This window comes from Neoaquamicrobium sediminum, from assembly GCF_013240295.1.
Lineage (GTDB): Bacteria > Pseudomonadota > Alphaproteobacteria > Rhizobiales > Rhizobiaceae > Aerobium > Aerobium sediminum.
In genome coordinates this window covers 68,153-83,549 of record NZ_JABETK010000004.1, presented here as the reverse complement: position 1 = coordinate 83,549, position 15,397 = coordinate 68,153, and the positions used below count along the sequence as shown (strand labels likewise).

The following is a 15,397-nucleotide window of genomic DNA, read 5'->3' as shown; positions in this document are numbered from 1 at the left end:
GGGCGTTTTGCGATGTCTCCCCATTATTGTGGCGTCGATTTCGGCACCACCAATTCCACTGTCGGCCTTTGCGCGGCCGGCGGCGATCCGTTCCTGATCCCCGTCGAAGACGCGCAGGTGACGATTCCTTCGGCGCTGTTCTTCAGCCTCGAAGACGGCAGCGTTCATTTCGGCCGCTCGGCGGTGCATGAATATATGGACGGCGCTGAAGGCCGCTTCATGCGCGCGCTCAAGTCGGTTCTCGGCTCGAGCCTGATGAAGGAAACCACGCAGGTCGGACGAGACCGCATGACGTTTCAGGGGCTGATCGGCCGTTTCCTGCGCCACCTGCGTGCGCGGATCGAGGCTCAGGCCGGCGACGTGCCCGATCATATCGTGCTTGGCCGACCGGTCTTTTTCGTTGACGGCAATCCGGAGGCCGACCGAACCGCGCAGGATCAGCTCGAAGCGGCCGCGCGGGCCGAAGGCTTCCGACACATCGAGTTCCAGTTCGAGCCTGTGGCCGCAGCCATGGGCTTCGAACGTGACCTGAATGCCGAGGTGCTCGCGCTCGTCGTCGACATCGGGGGCGGCACGTCCGACTTTTCCGTGCTGCGCCTGTCGCCGGAGCGCAGCCGCGCGGCCGACCGACGCGACGACATCCTCTCGACGTCTGGCGTTCATGTCGGCGGCACCGATTTCGACCGCCAGTTGAGCATTTCACGCGTGATGCCGCGCATGGGTCTTGGCACGCGCACGCGCGACGGCAAGCGCCATCTGCCGGTCTGGTACTTCAACGACATGGCGACCTGGCACAAGATCAACCAGCTCTATACGGCGGCAACGATGCGGGACATCCAGTCGCTGAAGCGCGAGGCGGCAGAGCCAGAGAAACTTGAGGTCTACCAGCACCTGCTGGCGCACCGCTCGGGCCATCGGCTGGCCGCGCAGGTCGAGAAGGCCAAGATCGAGCTGACGGATGCCGAGGATGCCGTCATCACGTTGCGCGAGCCCGGCCTGTCGCTGGAGGTGCCTGTTTCGCGCACCGAATTCACGCAGGCGACCGGCGAGCTGGTTTCCAGAATCGGCATTGCCATCGATGCCGCGCTCGTGGATGCGGGTGTCGTTGCGGAAGCCATCGATACGGTGGTGATGACCGGCGGCGGCGCGCAGGTGCCTGCGGTTCGCGATGCGGTGGTTGTCCGTTTTCCGCATGCGCGCATCGCCCAGATCGACCGTTTCGGAGCCGTCGGCCTGGGGCTTGCGGTGGATGCGGCGAGGCGCTTCGCCTGACAGCATTCTGGTCGCGGAGGCTCCTGACGCAAGGCTGTCCGCAGGGGTGTGTCATTGTCTCTTTCCAAGGTGAAAGGAGACTATGTCATGCCCCGCACGCCCCTGTTGCTGTCCCTCATGGAGGACGCCGTCACCCAGTTCCGCAGCTTCAACGAACGCCGACGCACGCGCCGCGCCATCGACGGTCTTTCGGCGCATCTGCGCAAGGACATCGGCTGGCCGGACGGTCTGCCTGACCGGCAGCGCGTGCCGGCTGGCCGCAACGGCTGACGGTTTCGGACGATGCGATCCGGCGGCTTTCCCTCCCGACAACCTCCTGACACTATGTTGTCAGGAGGCTGCTGGCATAGTCCGCCTCCCGGATTCATCCGTTCGAGGGCTTCTTTCCATGCGCCGTGCAGACCGCTTGTTTCAGATCGTCCAGCATTTGCGGGGCGGAAGGCTCGTGACCGCGCGCATGCTCGGGGAGCGGCTGGAAGTCTCGGAGCGCACGATCTACCGCGATATAGCCGACCTGCAGTCGACCGGTGTGCCGATCGATGGAGAAGCCGGCGTCGGCTATCTGATGAGGGAAGGTTTCGACCTTCCGCCGCTGATGTTCACGCGTGACGAAATCGTCGCGTTGGTTGCCGGCGCGCGCATGGTGCGCGCCTTCGGCGGTGCCGACATGGCGCGGGCGGCCGAGGAAGCGCTGGTCAAGATCGGCGCCGTGCTGCCCGACCAGGAAAAGGCGCGCATCGCGCGCACCGAAATCCACATGCCCGACTGGGTCGTGGGCGAGGCCGAGCGCAAGTCGATCGACCTGCTGGAACGCGCCGTGGACGGGCGCAGCGTTCTGAACATTGATTACAGCGACGAAGCCGGGCGGGCGTCCCAGCGCGACATACGGCCGTTAGGCCTGTGGTTCTGGGGCAAGGTCTGGACGCTGGTGGCGTGGTGCGAACTGCGCGACGATTTCCGCGCCTTCCGCATCGACCGCATTGCGCAGATAACGCCGTCCGGACGCACCTTCCGGCCGGAGCGCGGCAAGCAGCTCGCCGATTTCTACCGCACTCTTGAGATGCGCGGGCAGTCGTAACCAGGCTCGCGAGCCGGACATCGACCTAAGCGATTGTCCGGCTACTGATCTTCTTGTGGGCTATTCCTCGTCTTCGTCCTGCGACGTCGACTTGAGCGAAGACAGCTTGGCGAAAACAGCATCCGCGTCGAGTTCGTCTTCGCTCTCGTCCTTTGCCGAACGATCCGCGCCAACCTCCAGCGACTCGGTCATGGAGGCAGGCAGCAGGGTGTCGCCGGCAGGCGCCGCCGCAGGCTGGCCGCGCGAAGCGCGCTGCACTTCGAGGTCGAGATCGATTTGCGAGCACAGGCCCAGCGTCACCGGGTCCATCGGCACGAGGTTGTTCGAGTTCCAGTGGGTGCGGTTGCGGATCTGCTCGATGGTCGACTTGGTGGTGCCGACGAGGCGCGAGATCTGCGCATCCTTCAGTTCCGGGTGATTCTTGACCAGCCACAGAATCGCGTTCGGGCGGTCCTGGCGCTTGAAAGCGGCGTGTAGCGCGGAGTGCGGCGCTTGGATTCGGGCACGCGCACCTTCGGCTCGGAGAGCTTGAGACGATGTTCGGCATCCGCCTCGCCCTTCGCGATCTCGTCGCGCGAAAGCTGGCCGGTCATCACGGGGTCGAGACCCTTGATGCCCTGCGCGGCCTCGCCATCGGCGATCGCCTTGACCTCAAGCGGGTGGAGTTTGCAGAACTGCGCGATCTGGTCGAACGACAGCGCGGTGTTGTCGACGAGCCAGACGGCTGTCGCCTTGGGCATCAGAAGCGTGTTGGCCATGGATAAAATCCTTCTCGTTCGCCCGCGTCCCTGTCGCGGGCGGTGGGCGAAGCCACCAAATTTGGGAAATCACCCCGCATATAACGTTATTCGGCGTCCTTCGCAATGCGAGCCGATGTCTTAGGCACAGGACAGCTGCATCTCACCGCTGCAATGGCAGCTCGCGCAGTGGATCGCCGCCATCGATCAAGAGCCGGCCGCTTGGCTTCAATGCCGCGGCAATGCGGGGCAGGGCCTTTTCGCCGGCAGCAGGGTGACGCCCATCGAACGCGCCGACACGTACTGCGAAGGCGAGATCGAACTTTTCTTCACGGGGAAGAAGCTCGAAATCCTCCGCCGTGACCTGTCGCAGTGAGATGATTCCGGCGGCGATTTCGTCGCGGCAGGCGGCTTCGGCCTGTTCGATAGCCTTGCGCGAGCGATCGATGGCGAGCACGTGGCCGCTGCCGATCCTGCGCGCGACCTCGCGAGCTGCGGCACCCGGTCCGCAGCCTATTTCAAGCACACGGATGCCGGAACGCAGAGGCAGTGCCTCGACGATGGCGAGAAGACGCGGGGACAGGCGATCCGTCAGATTCGTGGCCTCATCGAGTTTGGCGGGCTATGCTACATCCAGCACGATCTTGCCGATATGGTCGCCTTCCTCCATCCGCTCATGCGCACGCCAAGCTTCTTTCAACGGGAAGATCATGTCCATGACGGGCGCGATCCGCCGGTCGGCCAGCAGCGGCCAGACTTTCGCCTCCAGTTCGGCGGCGATCTGTCCCTTGAAGGCGACATCGCGCGGGCGCAGCGTGGAACCGGTATGAGACAGGCGCTTGACCATGAGCCGCGCGAAATTCGCGGGCGCCTTGGGGCCGCCCAGCGTGGCGATCTGGACAATGCGGCCATCGAGGGCAGCGGCCTCGTAATTGCGGTCGACATAGTCGCCGCCCACCATGTCGAGGATGACATTGACGCCCTTGCCCTCGGTCACCTCCTTGATGACGGCGACGAAGTCCTCCTCGCGGTAATTGATCGCGCGGCTGGCGCCGAGTTTCTCGCATGCCCCGCATTTATCGGCAGAGCCGGCCGTGGTGAATACAGTGGACCCGAAGCTCGATGCGAGCTGGATGGCCGTGGTGCCGATACCCGAAGAGCCGCCATGCACCAGCAGGCTTTCACCCGGCTGCAGGCCGCCGCGTTGGAAGACATTGTGCCAGACGGTGAAGAAGGTCTCCGGCAAAGCGGCTGCTTCGGTGAAAGTGAAACCGTGCGGGACCGGCAGGGCATTACTTTCGTGCACCGCGACATATTCAGCATATCCGCCACCCGGCGTCAGCGCGGTGACGGCGTCCCCGATCGCCAGCGCTTCGCTCCGGAGCCCACCGCGACAACCTCGCCGGCTGCCTCAAGCCCGGGCAGGTCGGATGCGCCTGGTGGGGGCGGGTAGGTGCCCTTGCGCTGGGCGACGTCGGGCCTGTTCACGCCGGCCGCGCGCACGCGGATCAGGATTTCGCCATTGCCCGGCTTGGGGACATCACGTCGCTCGGGTTTGAGGACCAGCGGCCCACCCGGCTCGACGATCGCTATCGCCGTCATTTTTTCCGGAATCTTGTCCATGCGTGCCTCGCCTGCGTCTGGTCAATTCGTGGCCGGGGCGTTTGCCTCGACCCGCCTCCCTTATGTAGACTTGTCGGCCACAAGGCAAAGTGGGAGGACAAGCAGGATGGCGTTGTTCGACGACGAACCGGTGAAGCCAAAACGCGTCCACGAGATCGGACAGGACCTGTCGTTGCTCTCGGTCGGCGAGCTTGAGGAAAGGATCGGCCAGCTCAGGGGCGAAATCGCGCGCCTTGAAGCCGAGCTTCAGGCAAAGGGCTCGACAAGGCTCGCTGCCGAAGCACTGTTTCGTCGCGAATAGGTGTGGATCGTTCGCGATCTGTCGGATATCGGCACGTAATCGCCTGATTCATTTCTAGTTTCGAATCAAAGCCCCACAGCAAGAAGGCCGCCGACGAGACATGCTCGCGACATACCGCCCGATTTTTTCGCTGCTCTGCGGAACAGCCTTTCTTCTTGCCGCGTCGGGCCTCCATGGTCTGCTCCTGCCGCTGCGCGGCCAGGCGGAGGGTTTTTCGACCGCTTCCCTGGGGCTCTTCGGTACCGCATGGGCGGGCGGGTTCGTCGCCGGCTGCTATTTTGCGCCGCGGCTGGTGCGCAAGGTCGGCCACGTGCGGTCATTCGGCGTGTTTGCCGCTTCCGGCGCCATCATAGCGCTTCTGACGGGGCTGTGGGTTGACGAATACGCCTGGATCGCGCTGCGTGCGGGGACCGGCTTCACCATGGCCGGCGCGTTCATGATCATCGAGAGCTGGCTGAACGAGAAAGCGACCAACGACAATCGCGGCACGGTCTTCGGTCTCTACATGATGGTCACATACGCCTCCATCATGGGCGGCCAGATGATCGTGGCCGCAGGCGAAATCGTCAGCGCGGCTTTGTTCATGGTGGCTGGCATCTTCTTCTGCGCATCCCTCATCCCGACCGCGATCTCCTCTGCTGCGACGCCGGAACCGCTTGCCGATGTGAAGCTCGATCTCAAGGGGCTCTACAGCAACTCGCCTGTCGCGGCCGTGGGCTGCGTGCTGGTAGGCGTGGCCAATGGCGCATGGGGCACGCTGGGCGCGGTCTACGGTGCCCGCGTCGGCATATCGACGGCCGAAATCGCGCTGATGATGAGCCTCGTGGTCGTGGCAGGCGCGGTGACGCAGCTTCCCGTCGGCCGCGCCTCGGATCGCACCGACCGCCGCTACGTGCTGGCGGCGGCAGCTTTCGGTTCGGCCCTCTTCGCGCTTCTGGTTTTTGCACTGGCGCCGCGTTCCAGCGTGGCCATACTGGTCCTGACGGCTGCCTATGGCGCGCTCGCCTATACGCTCTATTCGATCGCCGTTGCGCATGCCAACGATCACGCAAGCACGGAGGATTTCGTCAAGGTTTCGGGTGGCCTGCTGCTGCTTTACGGCTTTGGCACGATGATCGGCCCGCTGGTCGGTGCTTTCCTGATGGCGCAGATGCGGCCCGAAAGCCTGTTCCTGGCCACCGCGCTGGCGCACTTGTCGCTCGGTGGTTATGCGATGCTGCGCACGACGCGCCGGGCACCGGTGCCGCTTGAAGATCGCGAGGCCTTCAAGACACTGCCTTCCGAGCGTGCGGTCACGCCACAGGCAGGCCTGCTCGATCCGCGCGCCGATCAGGAGGCCCATGCGGCTTCCGACGACACGATCGGCACAAGCGAGCCCCAGCCACAAGCCAATTGAACTTCGCTGCGGGCGGGTTACAAATAACCATGACCCAGCCAGACGCGTTCATGGCCATTGCGGACACCAATCGCCGTCATCTACTCGAAGAGTTGAGGCGCGGGCCGAAGACCGTCAACGAACTCGCCTTGGGGTTGCCAGTCTCGCGGCCCGCCGTTTCACAACATCTCAAGGTCTTGCTGGATACCGGACTGGTCAGCGCCCGCTCGCAGGGAACGCGGCGTATCTATGCGATCAGCAACCAGGGGTTTCTGAAGCTTAACATCTGGCTGGATCAGTTCTGGGAAGAATAGCGCCGCCGCGGCGCCGGCACATCCTCGATGCGGCGTAGGCCCGCATGCGCATTTGCGGCTCGATGCGGCGTAGGCCCGCATGCGCATTTGCGGGCGGAAAAAGCCCCTAAGGCCGATGGCGCGGGCGCCATCGGCTTTGCTACAGGTGCAGCACCGTTTCGGTGCCTATGTGCCGATTAATGTCGCGTCGGCGACCTCAGTTTTTCTATCTCGTCCTTGAGGGCCAGCTTGCGCCGCTTGAGCCTGGCGATTTCGAGGGTATCGCACGACGGGTGCGTCAAAGCCTCGTCGATCTCGCGTTCGATATCGCCATGCTTCCGTTGCAGCTCTGCAAGATGGGATGCAAGAGACATGATAGATTCTCCCTTCATCGTTCCTCGATCGCGCCATCCCGAGCGTCCACCGCAGGTCGCTTCGTGACAGCGCCATGACACTTTGCCATCGAACGACAATCGTGTCGAATGGAGCGTAGTAGCATTTCCTGACAGGTCGAAATGTGTTATGAGGCGCTCGCCGGTCGCGGAAGCTCCGGAACCCGCCCGCGCAGGCGATTCCCGCCTCACAATCTTCAGACGGTTGAGCATGTCGGAACAGGAACAGGCCGAGATTCGTCTCGAGTTTGCAAAGGTCAAACAGGAACACACGGACTTCGATGCCGCGATCAATGCGATGATCGCGGTGGGCTGCGATCCACTGCAGATCCAGCGCATGAAGAAGAAGAAACTGACCCTGAAGGACCGCATGCAGCAGCTGGAAGATCGTATCATTCCCGACATAATCGCGTGAGGGACGGACATGACCGGCCACAGCGCTGACGTCGCCATCATCATGGGCAGCCAGTCGGATTGGGCGACCATGCGGCACGCCGCAGATACGCTTGGCGAACTTGGCATTTCGCATGAATGCCGCATCGTGTCGGCACACCGCACTCCGCAGCGCCTCTACGATTTCGCGACTGGTGCCAAGCCTGCCGGCTTCAAGGTGATTATCGCCGGCGCCGGCGGTGCAGCGCACCTGCCCGGCATGACCGCTGCGATGACGCCGTTGCCGGTATTCGGCGTGCCCGTCGAATCGAAGGCGCTTTCGGGGCAGGATTCCCTCCTGTCGATCGTGCAGATGCCGGCCGGCATTCCCGTCGGCACGCTTGCCATTGGCAAGGCGGGTGCGACGAACGCGGCGCTCCTGGCCGCCGCAGTTCTCGCTCTTGGAGACGAGGCGCTGGCGGCGCGCCTCGATGGGTGGCGCGCGGCGCGCACCGCCGCCGTGGCCGAACAGCCCTCCGACGACACATGACCTTCCCGCTTCAGCCCGGCGCCTGTATCGGCATCATCGGGGGCGGCCAGCTCGGCCGCATGCTGGCGATGGCCGCGGCCCGGCTCGGCTATCGCATCATCGTGCTCGAGCCGCAGGCCGATTGTCCCGCCGCGCAGGTCGCCAGCCGCCAGATTATTGCCGCCTATGACGATGCACATGCGCTGGCCGAACTGGCGCGGGAATGCGCTGTGGTGACCTACGAATTCGAGAACGTGCCTGTCCATGCAGCCGAAATGCTGGCTGCCGACGTGACTGTCTCCCCGCCGCCGCGTGCGCTTGAGGTTGCCCAGGATCGTCTCGTCGAGAAGACTGCGCTGAACGAGATGGGCATATCCACAGCGCGCTTCGTTGCCGTGGACAGCGATGCAGATCTCGACAAGGCTTTGAGCACCTTTGGTGGAGCAGGTGTGCTCAAGACACGGCGCATGGGCTACGACGGCAAGGGCCAGCGCGTGTTCCGGGCAGGCGGTATGGCAGAGATTGCCAGTTGCTATGACGAGATGGGTGGCGTGCCGCTCATCCTCGAGGCGCTGGTTCCGTTCGAGCGAGAAATATCCGTTATCGCGGCGCGCGGGCGAGATGGCGCCATCGCCGTCTACGATGCGGCTGAAAACGTCCACCGCGCCGGCATCTTGCATACGTCGACGGTGCCGGCCATTGCATCGCCGGCTACGCTTTCAGCGGCCCGGGAGGCGGCGAAGGCAATCCTCGATGGGCTCGGCTATGTCGGCGTCATAGGCGTCGAGTTTTTCGTGATGGCGGATGGCAGCGTGCTTGCCAACGAGATTGCGCCGCGGGTGCACAATTCCGGGCACTGGACCGAGGCCGCATGCCTGGTCTCGCAATTCGAGCAGCATATTCGCGCGGTCGCCGGACTGCCGCTTGGCGACTCTGCTCGCCACAGCGACTGCGTTATGGAGAACCTGATCGGCGACGATGTCGAGCGGGCACCAGCGTTACTCGCCGAACCGGGCGTGATGCTGCATCTCTATGGCAAGGCCGAGGCTCGACCCGGACGCAAGATGGGCCACTTCACGCGCCTCGCACGGTGATCCGCCGAGCGACGGCCGTGGGGCAGGTGTGCGGCTTCATCGGACGCTCCCGCCAACATTGCCATAATGTAACGAAACTAAAGGCCGGCCCTGCCGTTTCCTCAATGATAGGGACTTATGCAGGAGGCTGTTCAATGTTCAAATTATCATCCGCGCTTTGCCATGTGCTGGCGCTTTCATTTGCAGTTGGTACGGCGGTACCCGCTGCCGCTGCGCCGGTTTTCGTGCCCAATGCGCCGGCCGTATCTTCCGATGTGACGAATGTGCAGTATCGGCGAGACCGTGACTACCGTCGCGACAACCGCAGGGATCGGGGCCGAGACAGGTTCGAACGCCGTGGAAACAGCACTTACTGGCGTGGTCACAGAGGCTACAGGGATCGTCGTCCCGGCTACCGGCAGTATAATGGTTTCTGGTTCCCGCCGGCGGCCTTCATCGCCGGTGCGATCATCGGTGGAGCGATGAACCAGGCGCCTGCGGCCAGATCGCGTGGCGGCTCCGCTCACGTCCAGTGGTGTTACGATCGGTGGCGGTCGTATCGGGCCTCCGACAATACCTATCAGCCATATAACGGTCCGCGCCGCCAGTGCGTATCGCCATATAGCTGAGAATGAACGGATGCCCGGCCCCCGCCAAGCGGGCCGGGCACCCTCTGCAAGAGCGCTACAAGGCGTCTGCGCGGTTGACACGGCCCCGTCAACTCGTCTATGAGCCATCGCAGATTTGCGGCGCGCCTCGGGCGCGCTTTTATGTTGGCCCGCCAGGGCATCAGGAAACGGGCTAGACCGATGAAGATCAAGAACTCGCTCAAGGCGCTCAAGAGCCGTCACCGCGACAACCGCATGGTTCGCCGCAAGGGCCGCGTCTACATCATCAACAAGACCGCGCCGCGCTTCAAGGCTCGCCAAGGCTGAGGCCCGCGCGCTTCTCACGCGAATTTCAGTTTGACGTTCCGCGATGCGGGGGTACCTTCTCCCGCATGCGGAGCGTTTTTGCCATTTTGACGGTGATTCTGGTGGCATTGCCCCTTGCGGCGGCGCACGCCCAGACAACCGGGCGGTCGTCCACCGGTATTGCTGCCGAAGAACCGCAGGCGCGGGTCGACAGGCTATTCGATGAATTGAGGCGGGCGCGCAACGAACAGGCGGCAGAGCGTGTGGCTTCACGTCTACGCAGCGAATGGGCGCGCTCGGGAAGCGCCTCCGTCGATCTTCTGATGCAATGGTCGCAGGAGGCCATGAAGAAGGAAGACAACGCGGTCGCGATGGATTTCCTCGATCAGGTGGTGATGCTGGCACCCGACTATGCAGAGGGCTGGAACCGGCGCGCCACGCTGCATTTCACGATGGAGAATTATTCGAAGTCGATGGCTGACATTGGCCGTGTGCTTCGCCTCGAGCCACGCCATTTCGGCGCCCTTGGCGGCATGGCGACGATCCTCAAGAACACCGGTCACAAGGAGGCAGCGATGCACGCCTATGAGCGTGTGCTCAACGTTTATCCAATGATGCGCAGCGCCCAGACGGAACTCGGCAATCTGGCTGACGAACTTGCCGGCCAAGGCATTTGACGGCTGGCTGAAGCCAGGCGAAACTGATCCTCATACTTCCTCGTAATTATCCGCATGAATCTTCTTACCGCCGCGATCTGCGGCCTGCTCGCCCTCTTCCTCGCGCTCGTCGGGGTCAGCCGCGTCGGCGCATGGCTGATCGAACGGCGCTATCCGCCTGTCGGCAGCTTCGCGGAAGTCGGAGGTACGAAAGTCCATCACGTCCATATTCCGGCCGGTTCGGCGGCTGACCTGCCCCCGGTGGTGTTCATCCACGGCGCAAGCGGCAATCTGCTGGACCAGATGGTTCCGGTACGCCCGCTGCTGGAAGGCAGGGCCGAGATGCTGTTTGCGGACCGACCCGGACATGGATGGTCGGAGCGCGGCTCCGGAAATGGCGATCCCGTGGCGCAGGCGAATACGATCGCGGCTCTTATGGATCATTACGGCATGGAAAAGGCGGTTATCGTCGGCCATTCCTTCGGTGGTGCGGTCGCTGCCGCATTTGCCGTTGAGCATCCCGACAAGACCCAGGGGCTGGTATTCCTTTCGGCTGCGACGCACCCTTGGCCCGGCGGGGCGACATCCTGGTATTACAAACTGTCGTCGATGCCCGTGCTGGGGCGTCTTTTCGTGGAAGCGCTCGCATGGCCCGGCGGGACGCTGCAGATGGGAGCTGCTTCTGCCTGCGTGTTCGCGCCGAACCGCATGCCGGAGAGCTATCTCGCCGACGCAGCAATACCGCTGGTGCTGCGCGCTTCCGCCTTCCGATGGAACGCCACCGATGTCGCGGGCCTGTATGACCACGTCGCCGCCTATTCGAAACGCTACGGCGAGATCGCTGCGCCAACCGTCGTCATCTCGGGCAACCGCGATACGGTCGTCTACGAGGAAATCCACTCGGTTGGGCTGGCACGCGACATTCCGGGCGCCGAGATGGTCTGGGTGGATAATCTAGGCCACAAACCCGACTGGGTGGCGCCTGATCTGGTGGTCGCGGCGATCGAAAAGGTGTCAGGCAATGCCGTCGACCTTCAAGCGGCGGCAAGGCAGGTTGAGGCCCGCATAGAAGACGACGCGTTCGGCCCTGCCGCTGCCTGCCCCGACGAGAAACCCGAACTCTCCCCGGCGGGTTGAAGACCTGTCAGAGACCGCTCATGCCGTCAGAGCCGATATAGGCGATGCGCAGCATGTTGGTTGCGCCCGGCGTGCCCAGCGGAACGCCGGCGGTGATGATGATGCGATCACCGGCTTGGCCGAAATCTTCCTGGTAGGTGATGCGGCAGGCGCGATCGACCATGTCGTCGAGGTTGCTTGCGTCCTGCGTCACGACGCAATGGGTGCCCCACACCAGCGACAGCCGTCGTGCGGTCTCGACAACGGGCGACAGCGCGATGATCGGCAGTTGCGGGCGCTCGCGGGCCGCACGAAGGCCGGTGGTGCCGGAGGAGGTGTAGGTCACGATCGCCGACAGCTTCAGCGTCTCGCCGATCTGCCGTGCGGCGAGCGAGATGGCGTCGGCGCCGGTCGCCTCGGGTTCGGAGCGCTGGGCGTTGATGATGCCGGGATAAAGCGGGTCCTTCTCCACCTGCGTCGCAATCGCGTCCATTGTGGCTACTGCCTCGACCGGATAGTCGCCGGCAGCCGATTCGGCTGAAAGCATGATCGCGTCCGCACCTTCGAAAACGGCAATCGAGACGTCGGAAACCTCGGCGCGTGTCGGAACCGGCGCGGTGATCATCGATTCAAGCATCTGGGTGGCAACCACCACGGGCTTGCCGGCGCGCCGGGCGGCGCGGGTGATCTGCTTCTGGATGCCGGGCACCGCCTCGAGCGGCATTTCCACGCCGAGGTCGCCGCGCGCCACCATCAGCGCGTCGGACAGTTCTATGATCTCGGCGAGCCGCGTGACTGCCTGCGGCTTCTCGATCTTGGACATCAGCGCGGCGCGACCGCGCGCAACCTTGCGCACTTCCGCCAGATCTTCAGGCCGCTGCACGAAGGACAGCGCGATCCAGTCGACGCCCGTGGCAAGAACCGCCTCGAGATCCTTGCGGTCCTTGTCCGTCAGCGCGCCGATCGGCAGGTCGGTATCGGGCAGGCTTACACCCTTGCGATTGGATATTTTCGTGCCGGCGACGACGGTGCAGACGATCTTGTGCCCGTCGGTCTCGACCGCCTTGAGCTGAAGCTTTCCGTCATCGATCAGAAGCCTGTGGCCCGGTTCGACCGACTGCAGGATCTCCGGATGCGGAAGCTGCACGCGCGTCTCGTCGCCGGGCGCGGGGTCGTCATCCAGTACAAAGGTCTGGCCCGGCGTCAATTCGACGGAATCACTGGCAAACTTGCCTACGCGGAGCTTCGGCCCCTGCAAATCCGCAAGAATGCCGATCGGACGGCCGACATCCTTTTCCACCTTGCGGATGCGCTCGACCAGCGTGCGCATCAGCGGATGGTCGGCGTGGCTCATATTGATGCGGAACACGTCCGCCCCGGCTTCGAAAAGCCGCCTGATCATAACTTCTTCCGAAGATGCCGGTCCGAGCGTCGCGAGTATCTTGACCTTGCGGCTGCGTCTCATTGATTACCCGTTCCCGTGACGGCAGCGCCGCCATTTGCCGGCTCGTCGGTGAGCTGGACCATCCAGCTCGCCTGTTCCCGTGTGTCGTATTCCTGGAAGCCAGCGCGCTGGAAGCCGCGCGCGAAGCAGTCTCCGGCACCGGCAATCTTGAACTCGCGCTCGGCCACGCACATGTTGACCGGCCCGTCCCAGCGTCCGCCGCGCTCGGCGTCTTCGGCATAGAGATAATAATAGCGTGAGGACAGCGCGCCCTCGATCAGCGTCTTGCAGGTCGAACCTTCGATATGCCACCAGCCCTCGGTGACCCAGCCGGTGCTGGCGCGATAGCCGATGGAAACGCCGACGAGGCTTTGCGTGGCGTTGCAGACGCGGAAATCGGCAAGCGCCGGTGTCGCGGTCGCCAGCGCGGAACCCGCTATGGCGAAGCCGGACAGGCCTGCCAGGAGGCAGAAACGTGTCGCTCTCGCCGAAGCCGTCTTCATCACCCTCGCCACCGGAATCGTCATCTCTCAAGTCCTTTTCGGGGAAGTGCAAGCCTGTGTCAACGCATGCCGACGGGCAGGTGAACCGATTTAGATTGCGGATTCGACAGCCGACGAGCATCCTCGCCGATCCTGCCCGAAAGCGTGTCGAAACAGCGGCATTGCATGGTTCGGCGGTTCATGAAACACAGGCCGCTGCATCTTTTCAACTTTCGGATCGTTTGATGACGCGTGACGCCCTTTTCGCTCCTTTCGAAGCCATCGAAGGCGACCGGACCCGGGGCCTGGTCCTGCTCGCCGACCATGCCGGGCGCGCGCTTCCCGAGGAGTATGGCGATCTCGGCCTGCCTGCCGCGGAATTCGACCGGCACATAGCCTACGACATCGGCGTCGAGACCGTGACGCGCCGGCTGGCCGCGCGGCTCGGCGTGCCGGCGGTCATGGCGCGCTTTTCGCGCCTGCTGATCGACCCCAACCGCGGCGAGGACGATCCGACTCTGATCCGCCAGCTCTATGACGGCACGATCGTGCCCGCGAATTATCCGATGAGCGACGAGGAGCGGGAGCGGCGGCTGGAACGCTATTATCGCCCCTACCACGACGCCGTCGGTTCGATGGTTGCCTCGGTTGCGTCGGCAACCGGCGCTGCACCCTTCATCTTCTCGATCCATTCGTTCACGCCTTCCATGCAGGGCCGCGCCCGGCCGTGGCATGTCGGGGTGCTGTGGGATTCCGACGCTCGCGCGGTGCGGCCGCTGCTCGACATGCTTTCCGCCGATCCCGCACTGACGGTGGGCGACAACGAGCCCTATGACGGCGCGCTGCGCGGCGACACCATGTTCCGCCACGCCATCGTCAATGGCTACGCCCATGCGCTGATCGAGTTGCGGCAGGACCTGATCGCAGAGGCGCGAGACGCGGAGGAATGGGCAGATCGGCTGGTGCCCATCCTTGAAGCGATCAACGCGCTGCCCGATATTCACGAGGTACAGCAGCATGGCTCGCGGACCGGGCCGATCTGAGCTGGCGAAGGAGCAATGACCATGCCCGACCTGACCGAGGACCAGAAGCGCGATTTCGAGGCGGCTGCCTTCCGCACCCTCGTGGAGCATTTGCGCACGCGCACCGATGTGCAGAATATCGACCTGATGAATCTCGCTGGATTCTGCCGCAACTGCCTGTCCAACTGGTATCGCGACGCGGCCGGAGAGGCTGGCGTCGCGCTCGACAAGGAAGAGGCGCGGGAGATCGTCTACGGCATGCCCTATGCCGAGTGGCGCACGAAATACCAGACCGAGGCCCCGGCCGAAAAGCAGACGGCATTCGAGGAAAACAGGCCGAAAGACCATTGATTCTTGGCTCCGTGTCGGGCAACCAAACGCCGACCTTTTGCCGCCCGAGTCGCGGCCCGACCAATCCGGAGATCCAAGCATGGCCGATGACATCACAGCCGAATCCGCCCAGACCGTAGCCGCGGGCCAGCTCCGCGCCTTCATCGAGCGCGTCGAGCGGCTCGAGGAGGAAAAGCAGACCATCGCGGACGACATCAAGGAAGTCTTCGCCGAGGCCAAGGGTACCGGCTTCGACACCAAGGCGATGCGCGTTATCATTCGGCTTCGCAAGAAGGACGCGAACGAGCGCCAGGAGGAAGAGGCGATCCTCGACCTCTACAAGGCCGCGCTCGGCATGGAATAGTTCGCAGGCTGGCTCTGGCGGTTC

General features: G+C 63.8%; 20 protein-coding genes and 2 pseudogenes. 16 read left to right on the top strand and 6 right to left on the bottom strand.

Annotated features, from left to right (window positions below; translation table 11 throughout):
* Nucleotides 1–12: 12 nt before the first annotated feature.
* The 3 genes from HK436_RS26375 to HK436_RS26365 all read left to right on the top strand — a co-directional run bounded on the left by HK436_RS26375 (nt 13) and on the right by HK436_RS26365 (nt 2,350).
* Nucleotides 13–1,272, top strand: a complete 1,260-nt coding sequence (locus tag HK436_RS26375) for an Hsp70 family protein (protein ID WP_173194645.1) — start codon at nt 13–15, stop codon at nt 1,270–1,272.
* Nucleotides 1,273–1,359: 87 nt separating this feature from the next.
* Nucleotides 1,360–1,542, top strand: coding sequence for a YjiS-like domain-containing protein (locus HK436_RS26370; RefSeq protein ID WP_244649457.1), 183 nt, complete (start codon nt 1,360–1,362; stop codon nt 1,540–1,542).
* Nucleotides 1,543–1,660: 118 nt separating this feature from the next.
* A complete protein-coding gene (locus HK436_RS26365) occupies nt 1,661–2,350 on the top strand; it encodes a helix-turn-helix transcriptional regulator (protein WP_173194644.1) in 690 nt (229 codons plus the stop codon).
* A 60-nt stretch (nt 2,351–2,410) separates the two neighbouring features.
* Here HK436_RS26365 and HK436_RS26360 read toward each other — a convergent pair.
* The 3 genes and pseudogenes from HK436_RS26360 to HK436_RS26350 all read right to left on the bottom strand — a co-directional run bounded on the left by HK436_RS26360 (nt 2,411) and on the right by HK436_RS26350 (nt 4,710).
* Nucleotides 2,411–3,108: pseudogene (locus HK436_RS26360) on the bottom strand (DUF1013 domain-containing protein).
* A gap of 142 nt (nt 3,109–3,250) precedes the next feature.
* Nucleotides 3,251–3,682: an SAM-dependent methyltransferase gene (locus HK436_RS26355; RefSeq protein WP_173194834.1), complete on the bottom strand. Its 432-nt coding sequence runs from the start codon at nt 3,680–3,682 to the stop codon at nt 3,251–3,253.
* A gap of 27 nt (nt 3,683–3,709) precedes the next feature.
* A pseudogene (locus HK436_RS26350) lies at nt 3,710–4,710 on the bottom strand (NAD(P)H-quinone oxidoreductase).
* Between the two features lie 106 nt (nt 4,711–4,816).
* On the opposite strand from HK436_RS26350, the gene HK436_RS26345 reads away from it, so the two are divergent.
* The 3 genes from HK436_RS26345 (at nt 4,817) to HK436_RS26335 (ending at nt 6,700) form a co-directional block, all read left to right on the top strand.
* On the top strand, nt 4,817–5,011 hold the full coding sequence (locus tag HK436_RS26345; RefSeq protein WP_173194643.1) for a DUF1192 domain-containing protein: 195 nt from the start codon (nt 4,817–4,819) through the stop codon (nt 5,009–5,011).
* A gap of 100 nt (nt 5,012–5,111) precedes the next feature.
* Entirely contained in the window at nt 5,112–6,407 is a 1,296-nt protein-coding gene (locus HK436_RS26340; protein ID WP_173194642.1) for an MFS transporter, read from the top strand.
* Nucleotides 6,408–6,436: 29 nt separating this feature from the next.
* The gene (locus tag HK436_RS26335; RefSeq protein WP_173194641.1) at nt 6,437–6,700 is read left to right on the top strand and encodes an ArsR/SmtB family transcription factor; all 264 of its coding nucleotides are present in this window, start codon (nt 6,437–6,439) and stop codon (nt 6,698–6,700) included.
* Nucleotides 6,701–6,876: 176 nt separating this feature from the next.
* Here HK436_RS26335 and HK436_RS26330 read toward each other — a convergent pair whose 3' ends face one another.
* Complete coding sequence (locus HK436_RS26330) at nt 6,877–7,053, bottom strand: YdcH family protein (RefSeq protein WP_173194640.1); 177 nt, start codon at nt 7,051–7,053, stop codon at nt 6,877–6,879.
* Between the two features lie 229 nt (nt 7,054–7,282).
* On the opposite strand from HK436_RS26330, the gene HK436_RS26325 reads away from it, so the two are divergent.
* The 7 genes from HK436_RS26325 (at nt 7,283) to HK436_RS26295 (ending at nt 11,752) form a co-directional block, all read left to right on the top strand.
* Nucleotides 7,283–7,486, top strand: coding sequence for a YdcH family protein (locus tag HK436_RS26325; RefSeq protein ID WP_173194639.1), 204 nt, complete (start codon nt 7,283–7,285; stop codon nt 7,484–7,486).
* 9 nt (nt 7,487–7,495) lie between these two features.
* Nucleotides 7,496–7,993, top strand: a complete 498-nt coding sequence (gene purE, locus HK436_RS26320) for a 5-(carboxyamino)imidazole ribonucleotide mutase (RefSeq protein ID WP_173194638.1) — start codon at nt 7,496–7,498, stop codon at nt 7,991–7,993.
* Entirely contained in the window at nt 7,990–9,066 is a 1,077-nt protein-coding gene (locus HK436_RS26315) for a 5-(carboxyamino)imidazole ribonucleotide synthase (RefSeq protein WP_173194637.1), read from the top strand. The genes purE and HK436_RS26315 overlap by 4 nt, the downstream gene beginning before the upstream one ends.
* Nucleotides 9,067–9,170: 104 nt before the next feature.
* On the top strand, nt 9,171–9,674 hold the full coding sequence (locus HK436_RS26310; protein ID WP_312860780.1) for a BA14K family protein: 504 nt from the start codon (nt 9,171–9,173) through the stop codon (nt 9,672–9,674).
* 180 nt (nt 9,675–9,854) lie between these two features.
* Nucleotides 9,855–9,980: a type B 50S ribosomal protein L36 gene (gene ykgO, locus HK436_RS26305; protein ID WP_148913503.1), complete on the top strand. Its 126-nt coding sequence runs from the start codon at nt 9,855–9,857 to the stop codon at nt 9,978–9,980.
* A 65-nt stretch (nt 9,981–10,045) separates the two neighbouring features.
* Nucleotides 10,046–10,636 (top strand): tetratricopeptide repeat protein, encoded by a 591-nt coding sequence (locus tag HK436_RS26300; protein ID WP_173194635.1) that lies wholly within the window; start codon nt 10,046–10,048, stop codon nt 10,634–10,636.
* A 54-nt stretch (nt 10,637–10,690) separates the two neighbouring features.
* Complete coding sequence (locus tag HK436_RS26295; RefSeq protein ID WP_173194634.1) at nt 10,691–11,752, top strand: alpha/beta fold hydrolase; 1,062 nt, start codon at nt 10,691–10,693, stop codon at nt 11,750–11,752.
* A 7-nt stretch (nt 11,753–11,759) separates the two neighbouring features.
* Here HK436_RS26295 and pyk read toward each other — a convergent pair whose 3' ends face one another.
* Together pyk and HK436_RS26285 are read right to left on the bottom strand one after the other, a co-directional pair.
* Nucleotides 11,760–13,196 (bottom strand): pyruvate kinase, encoded by a 1,437-nt coding sequence (gene pyk, locus HK436_RS26290; RefSeq protein WP_173194633.1) that lies wholly within the window; start codon nt 13,194–13,196, stop codon nt 11,760–11,762.
* A complete protein-coding gene (locus HK436_RS26285) occupies nt 13,193–13,678 on the bottom strand; it encodes a DUF1036 domain-containing protein (RefSeq protein WP_173194833.1) in 486 nt (161 codons plus the stop codon). The genes pyk and HK436_RS26285 overlap by 4 nt, the downstream gene beginning before the upstream one ends.
* A gap of 224 nt (nt 13,679–13,902) precedes the next feature.
* Here HK436_RS26285 and HK436_RS26280 point away from each other — a divergent pair, with 224 nt between their 5' ends.
* The 3 genes from HK436_RS26280 to HK436_RS26270 all read left to right on the top strand — a co-directional run bounded on the left by HK436_RS26280 (nt 13,903) and on the right by HK436_RS26270 (nt 15,373).
* The gene (locus HK436_RS26280) at nt 13,903–14,700 is read left to right on the top strand and encodes an N-formylglutamate amidohydrolase (protein WP_173194632.1); all 798 of its coding nucleotides are present in this window, start codon (nt 13,903–13,905) and stop codon (nt 14,698–14,700) included.
* A 21-nt stretch (nt 14,701–14,721) separates the two neighbouring features.
* Entirely contained in the window at nt 14,722–15,030 is a 309-nt protein-coding gene (locus HK436_RS26275; protein ID WP_173194631.1) for a DUF1244 domain-containing protein, read from the top strand.
* Between the two features lie 79 nt (nt 15,031–15,109).
* Entirely contained in the window at nt 15,110–15,373 is a 264-nt protein-coding gene (locus HK436_RS26270; RefSeq protein ID WP_173194630.1) for a DUF2312 domain-containing protein, read from the top strand.
* Nucleotides 15,374–15,397: the final 24 nt, after the last annotated feature.

Coding starts and splice junctions, on each gene's coding strand:
- pyk (WP_173194633.1), bottom strand. CDS start 13,196: ATGAGACGCAGCCGCAAGGTCAAGATACTCGCGACGCTCGGACCGGCA.
- HK436_RS26285 (WP_173194833.1), bottom strand. CDS start 13,678: ATGAAGACGGCTTCGGCGAGAGCGACACGTTTCTGCCTCCTGGCAGGC.
- HK436_RS26270 (WP_173194630.1), top strand. CDS start 15,110: ATGGCCGATGACATCACAGCCGAATCCGCCCAGACCGTAGCCGCGGGC.
- HK436_RS26310 (WP_312860780.1), top strand. CDS start 9,171: ATGATAGGGACTTATGCAGGAGGCTGTTCAATGTTCAAATTATCATCC.
- HK436_RS26335 (WP_173194641.1), top strand. CDS start 6,437: ATGACCCAGCCAGACGCGTTCATGGCCATTGCGGACACCAATCGCCGT.
- HK436_RS26370 (WP_244649457.1), top strand. CDS start 1,360: ATGCCCCGCACGCCCCTGTTGCTGTCCCTCATGGAGGACGCCGTCACC.
- HK436_RS26295 (WP_173194634.1), top strand. CDS start 10,691: ATGAATCTTCTTACCGCCGCGATCTGCGGCCTGCTCGCCCTCTTCCTC.
- HK436_RS26365 (WP_173194644.1), top strand. CDS start 1,661: ATGCGCCGTGCAGACCGCTTGTTTCAGATCGTCCAGCATTTGCGGGGC.
- HK436_RS26300 (WP_173194635.1), top strand. CDS start 10,046: ATGCGGAGCGTTTTTGCCATTTTGACGGTGATTCTGGTGGCATTGCCC.
- HK436_RS26275 (WP_173194631.1), top strand. CDS start 14,722: ATGCCCGACCTGACCGAGGACCAGAAGCGCGATTTCGAGGCGGCTGCC.
- HK436_RS26325 (WP_173194639.1), top strand. CDS start 7,283: ATGTCGGAACAGGAACAGGCCGAGATTCGTCTCGAGTTTGCAAAGGTC.
- purE (WP_173194638.1), top strand. CDS start 7,496: ATGACCGGCCACAGCGCTGACGTCGCCATCATCATGGGCAGCCAGTCG.
- ykgO (WP_148913503.1), top strand. CDS start 9,855: ATGAAGATCAAGAACTCGCTCAAGGCGCTCAAGAGCCGTCACCGCGAC.
- HK436_RS26340 (WP_173194642.1), top strand. CDS start 5,112: ATGCTCGCGACATACCGCCCGATTTTTTCGCTGCTCTGCGGAACAGCC.
- HK436_RS26345 (WP_173194643.1), top strand. CDS start 4,817: ATGGCGTTGTTCGACGACGAACCGGTGAAGCCAAAACGCGTCCACGAG.
- HK436_RS26330 (WP_173194640.1), bottom strand. CDS start 7,053: ATGTCTCTTGCATCCCATCTTGCAGAGCTGCAACGGAAGCATGGCGAT.
- HK436_RS26315 (WP_173194637.1), top strand. CDS start 7,990: ATGACCTTCCCGCTTCAGCCCGGCGCCTGTATCGGCATCATCGGGGGC.
- HK436_RS26375 (WP_173194645.1), top strand. CDS start 13: ATGTCTCCCCATTATTGTGGCGTCGATTTCGGCACCACCAATTCCACT.
- HK436_RS26280 (WP_173194632.1), top strand. CDS start 13,903: ATGACGCGTGACGCCCTTTTCGCTCCTTTCGAAGCCATCGAAGGCGAC.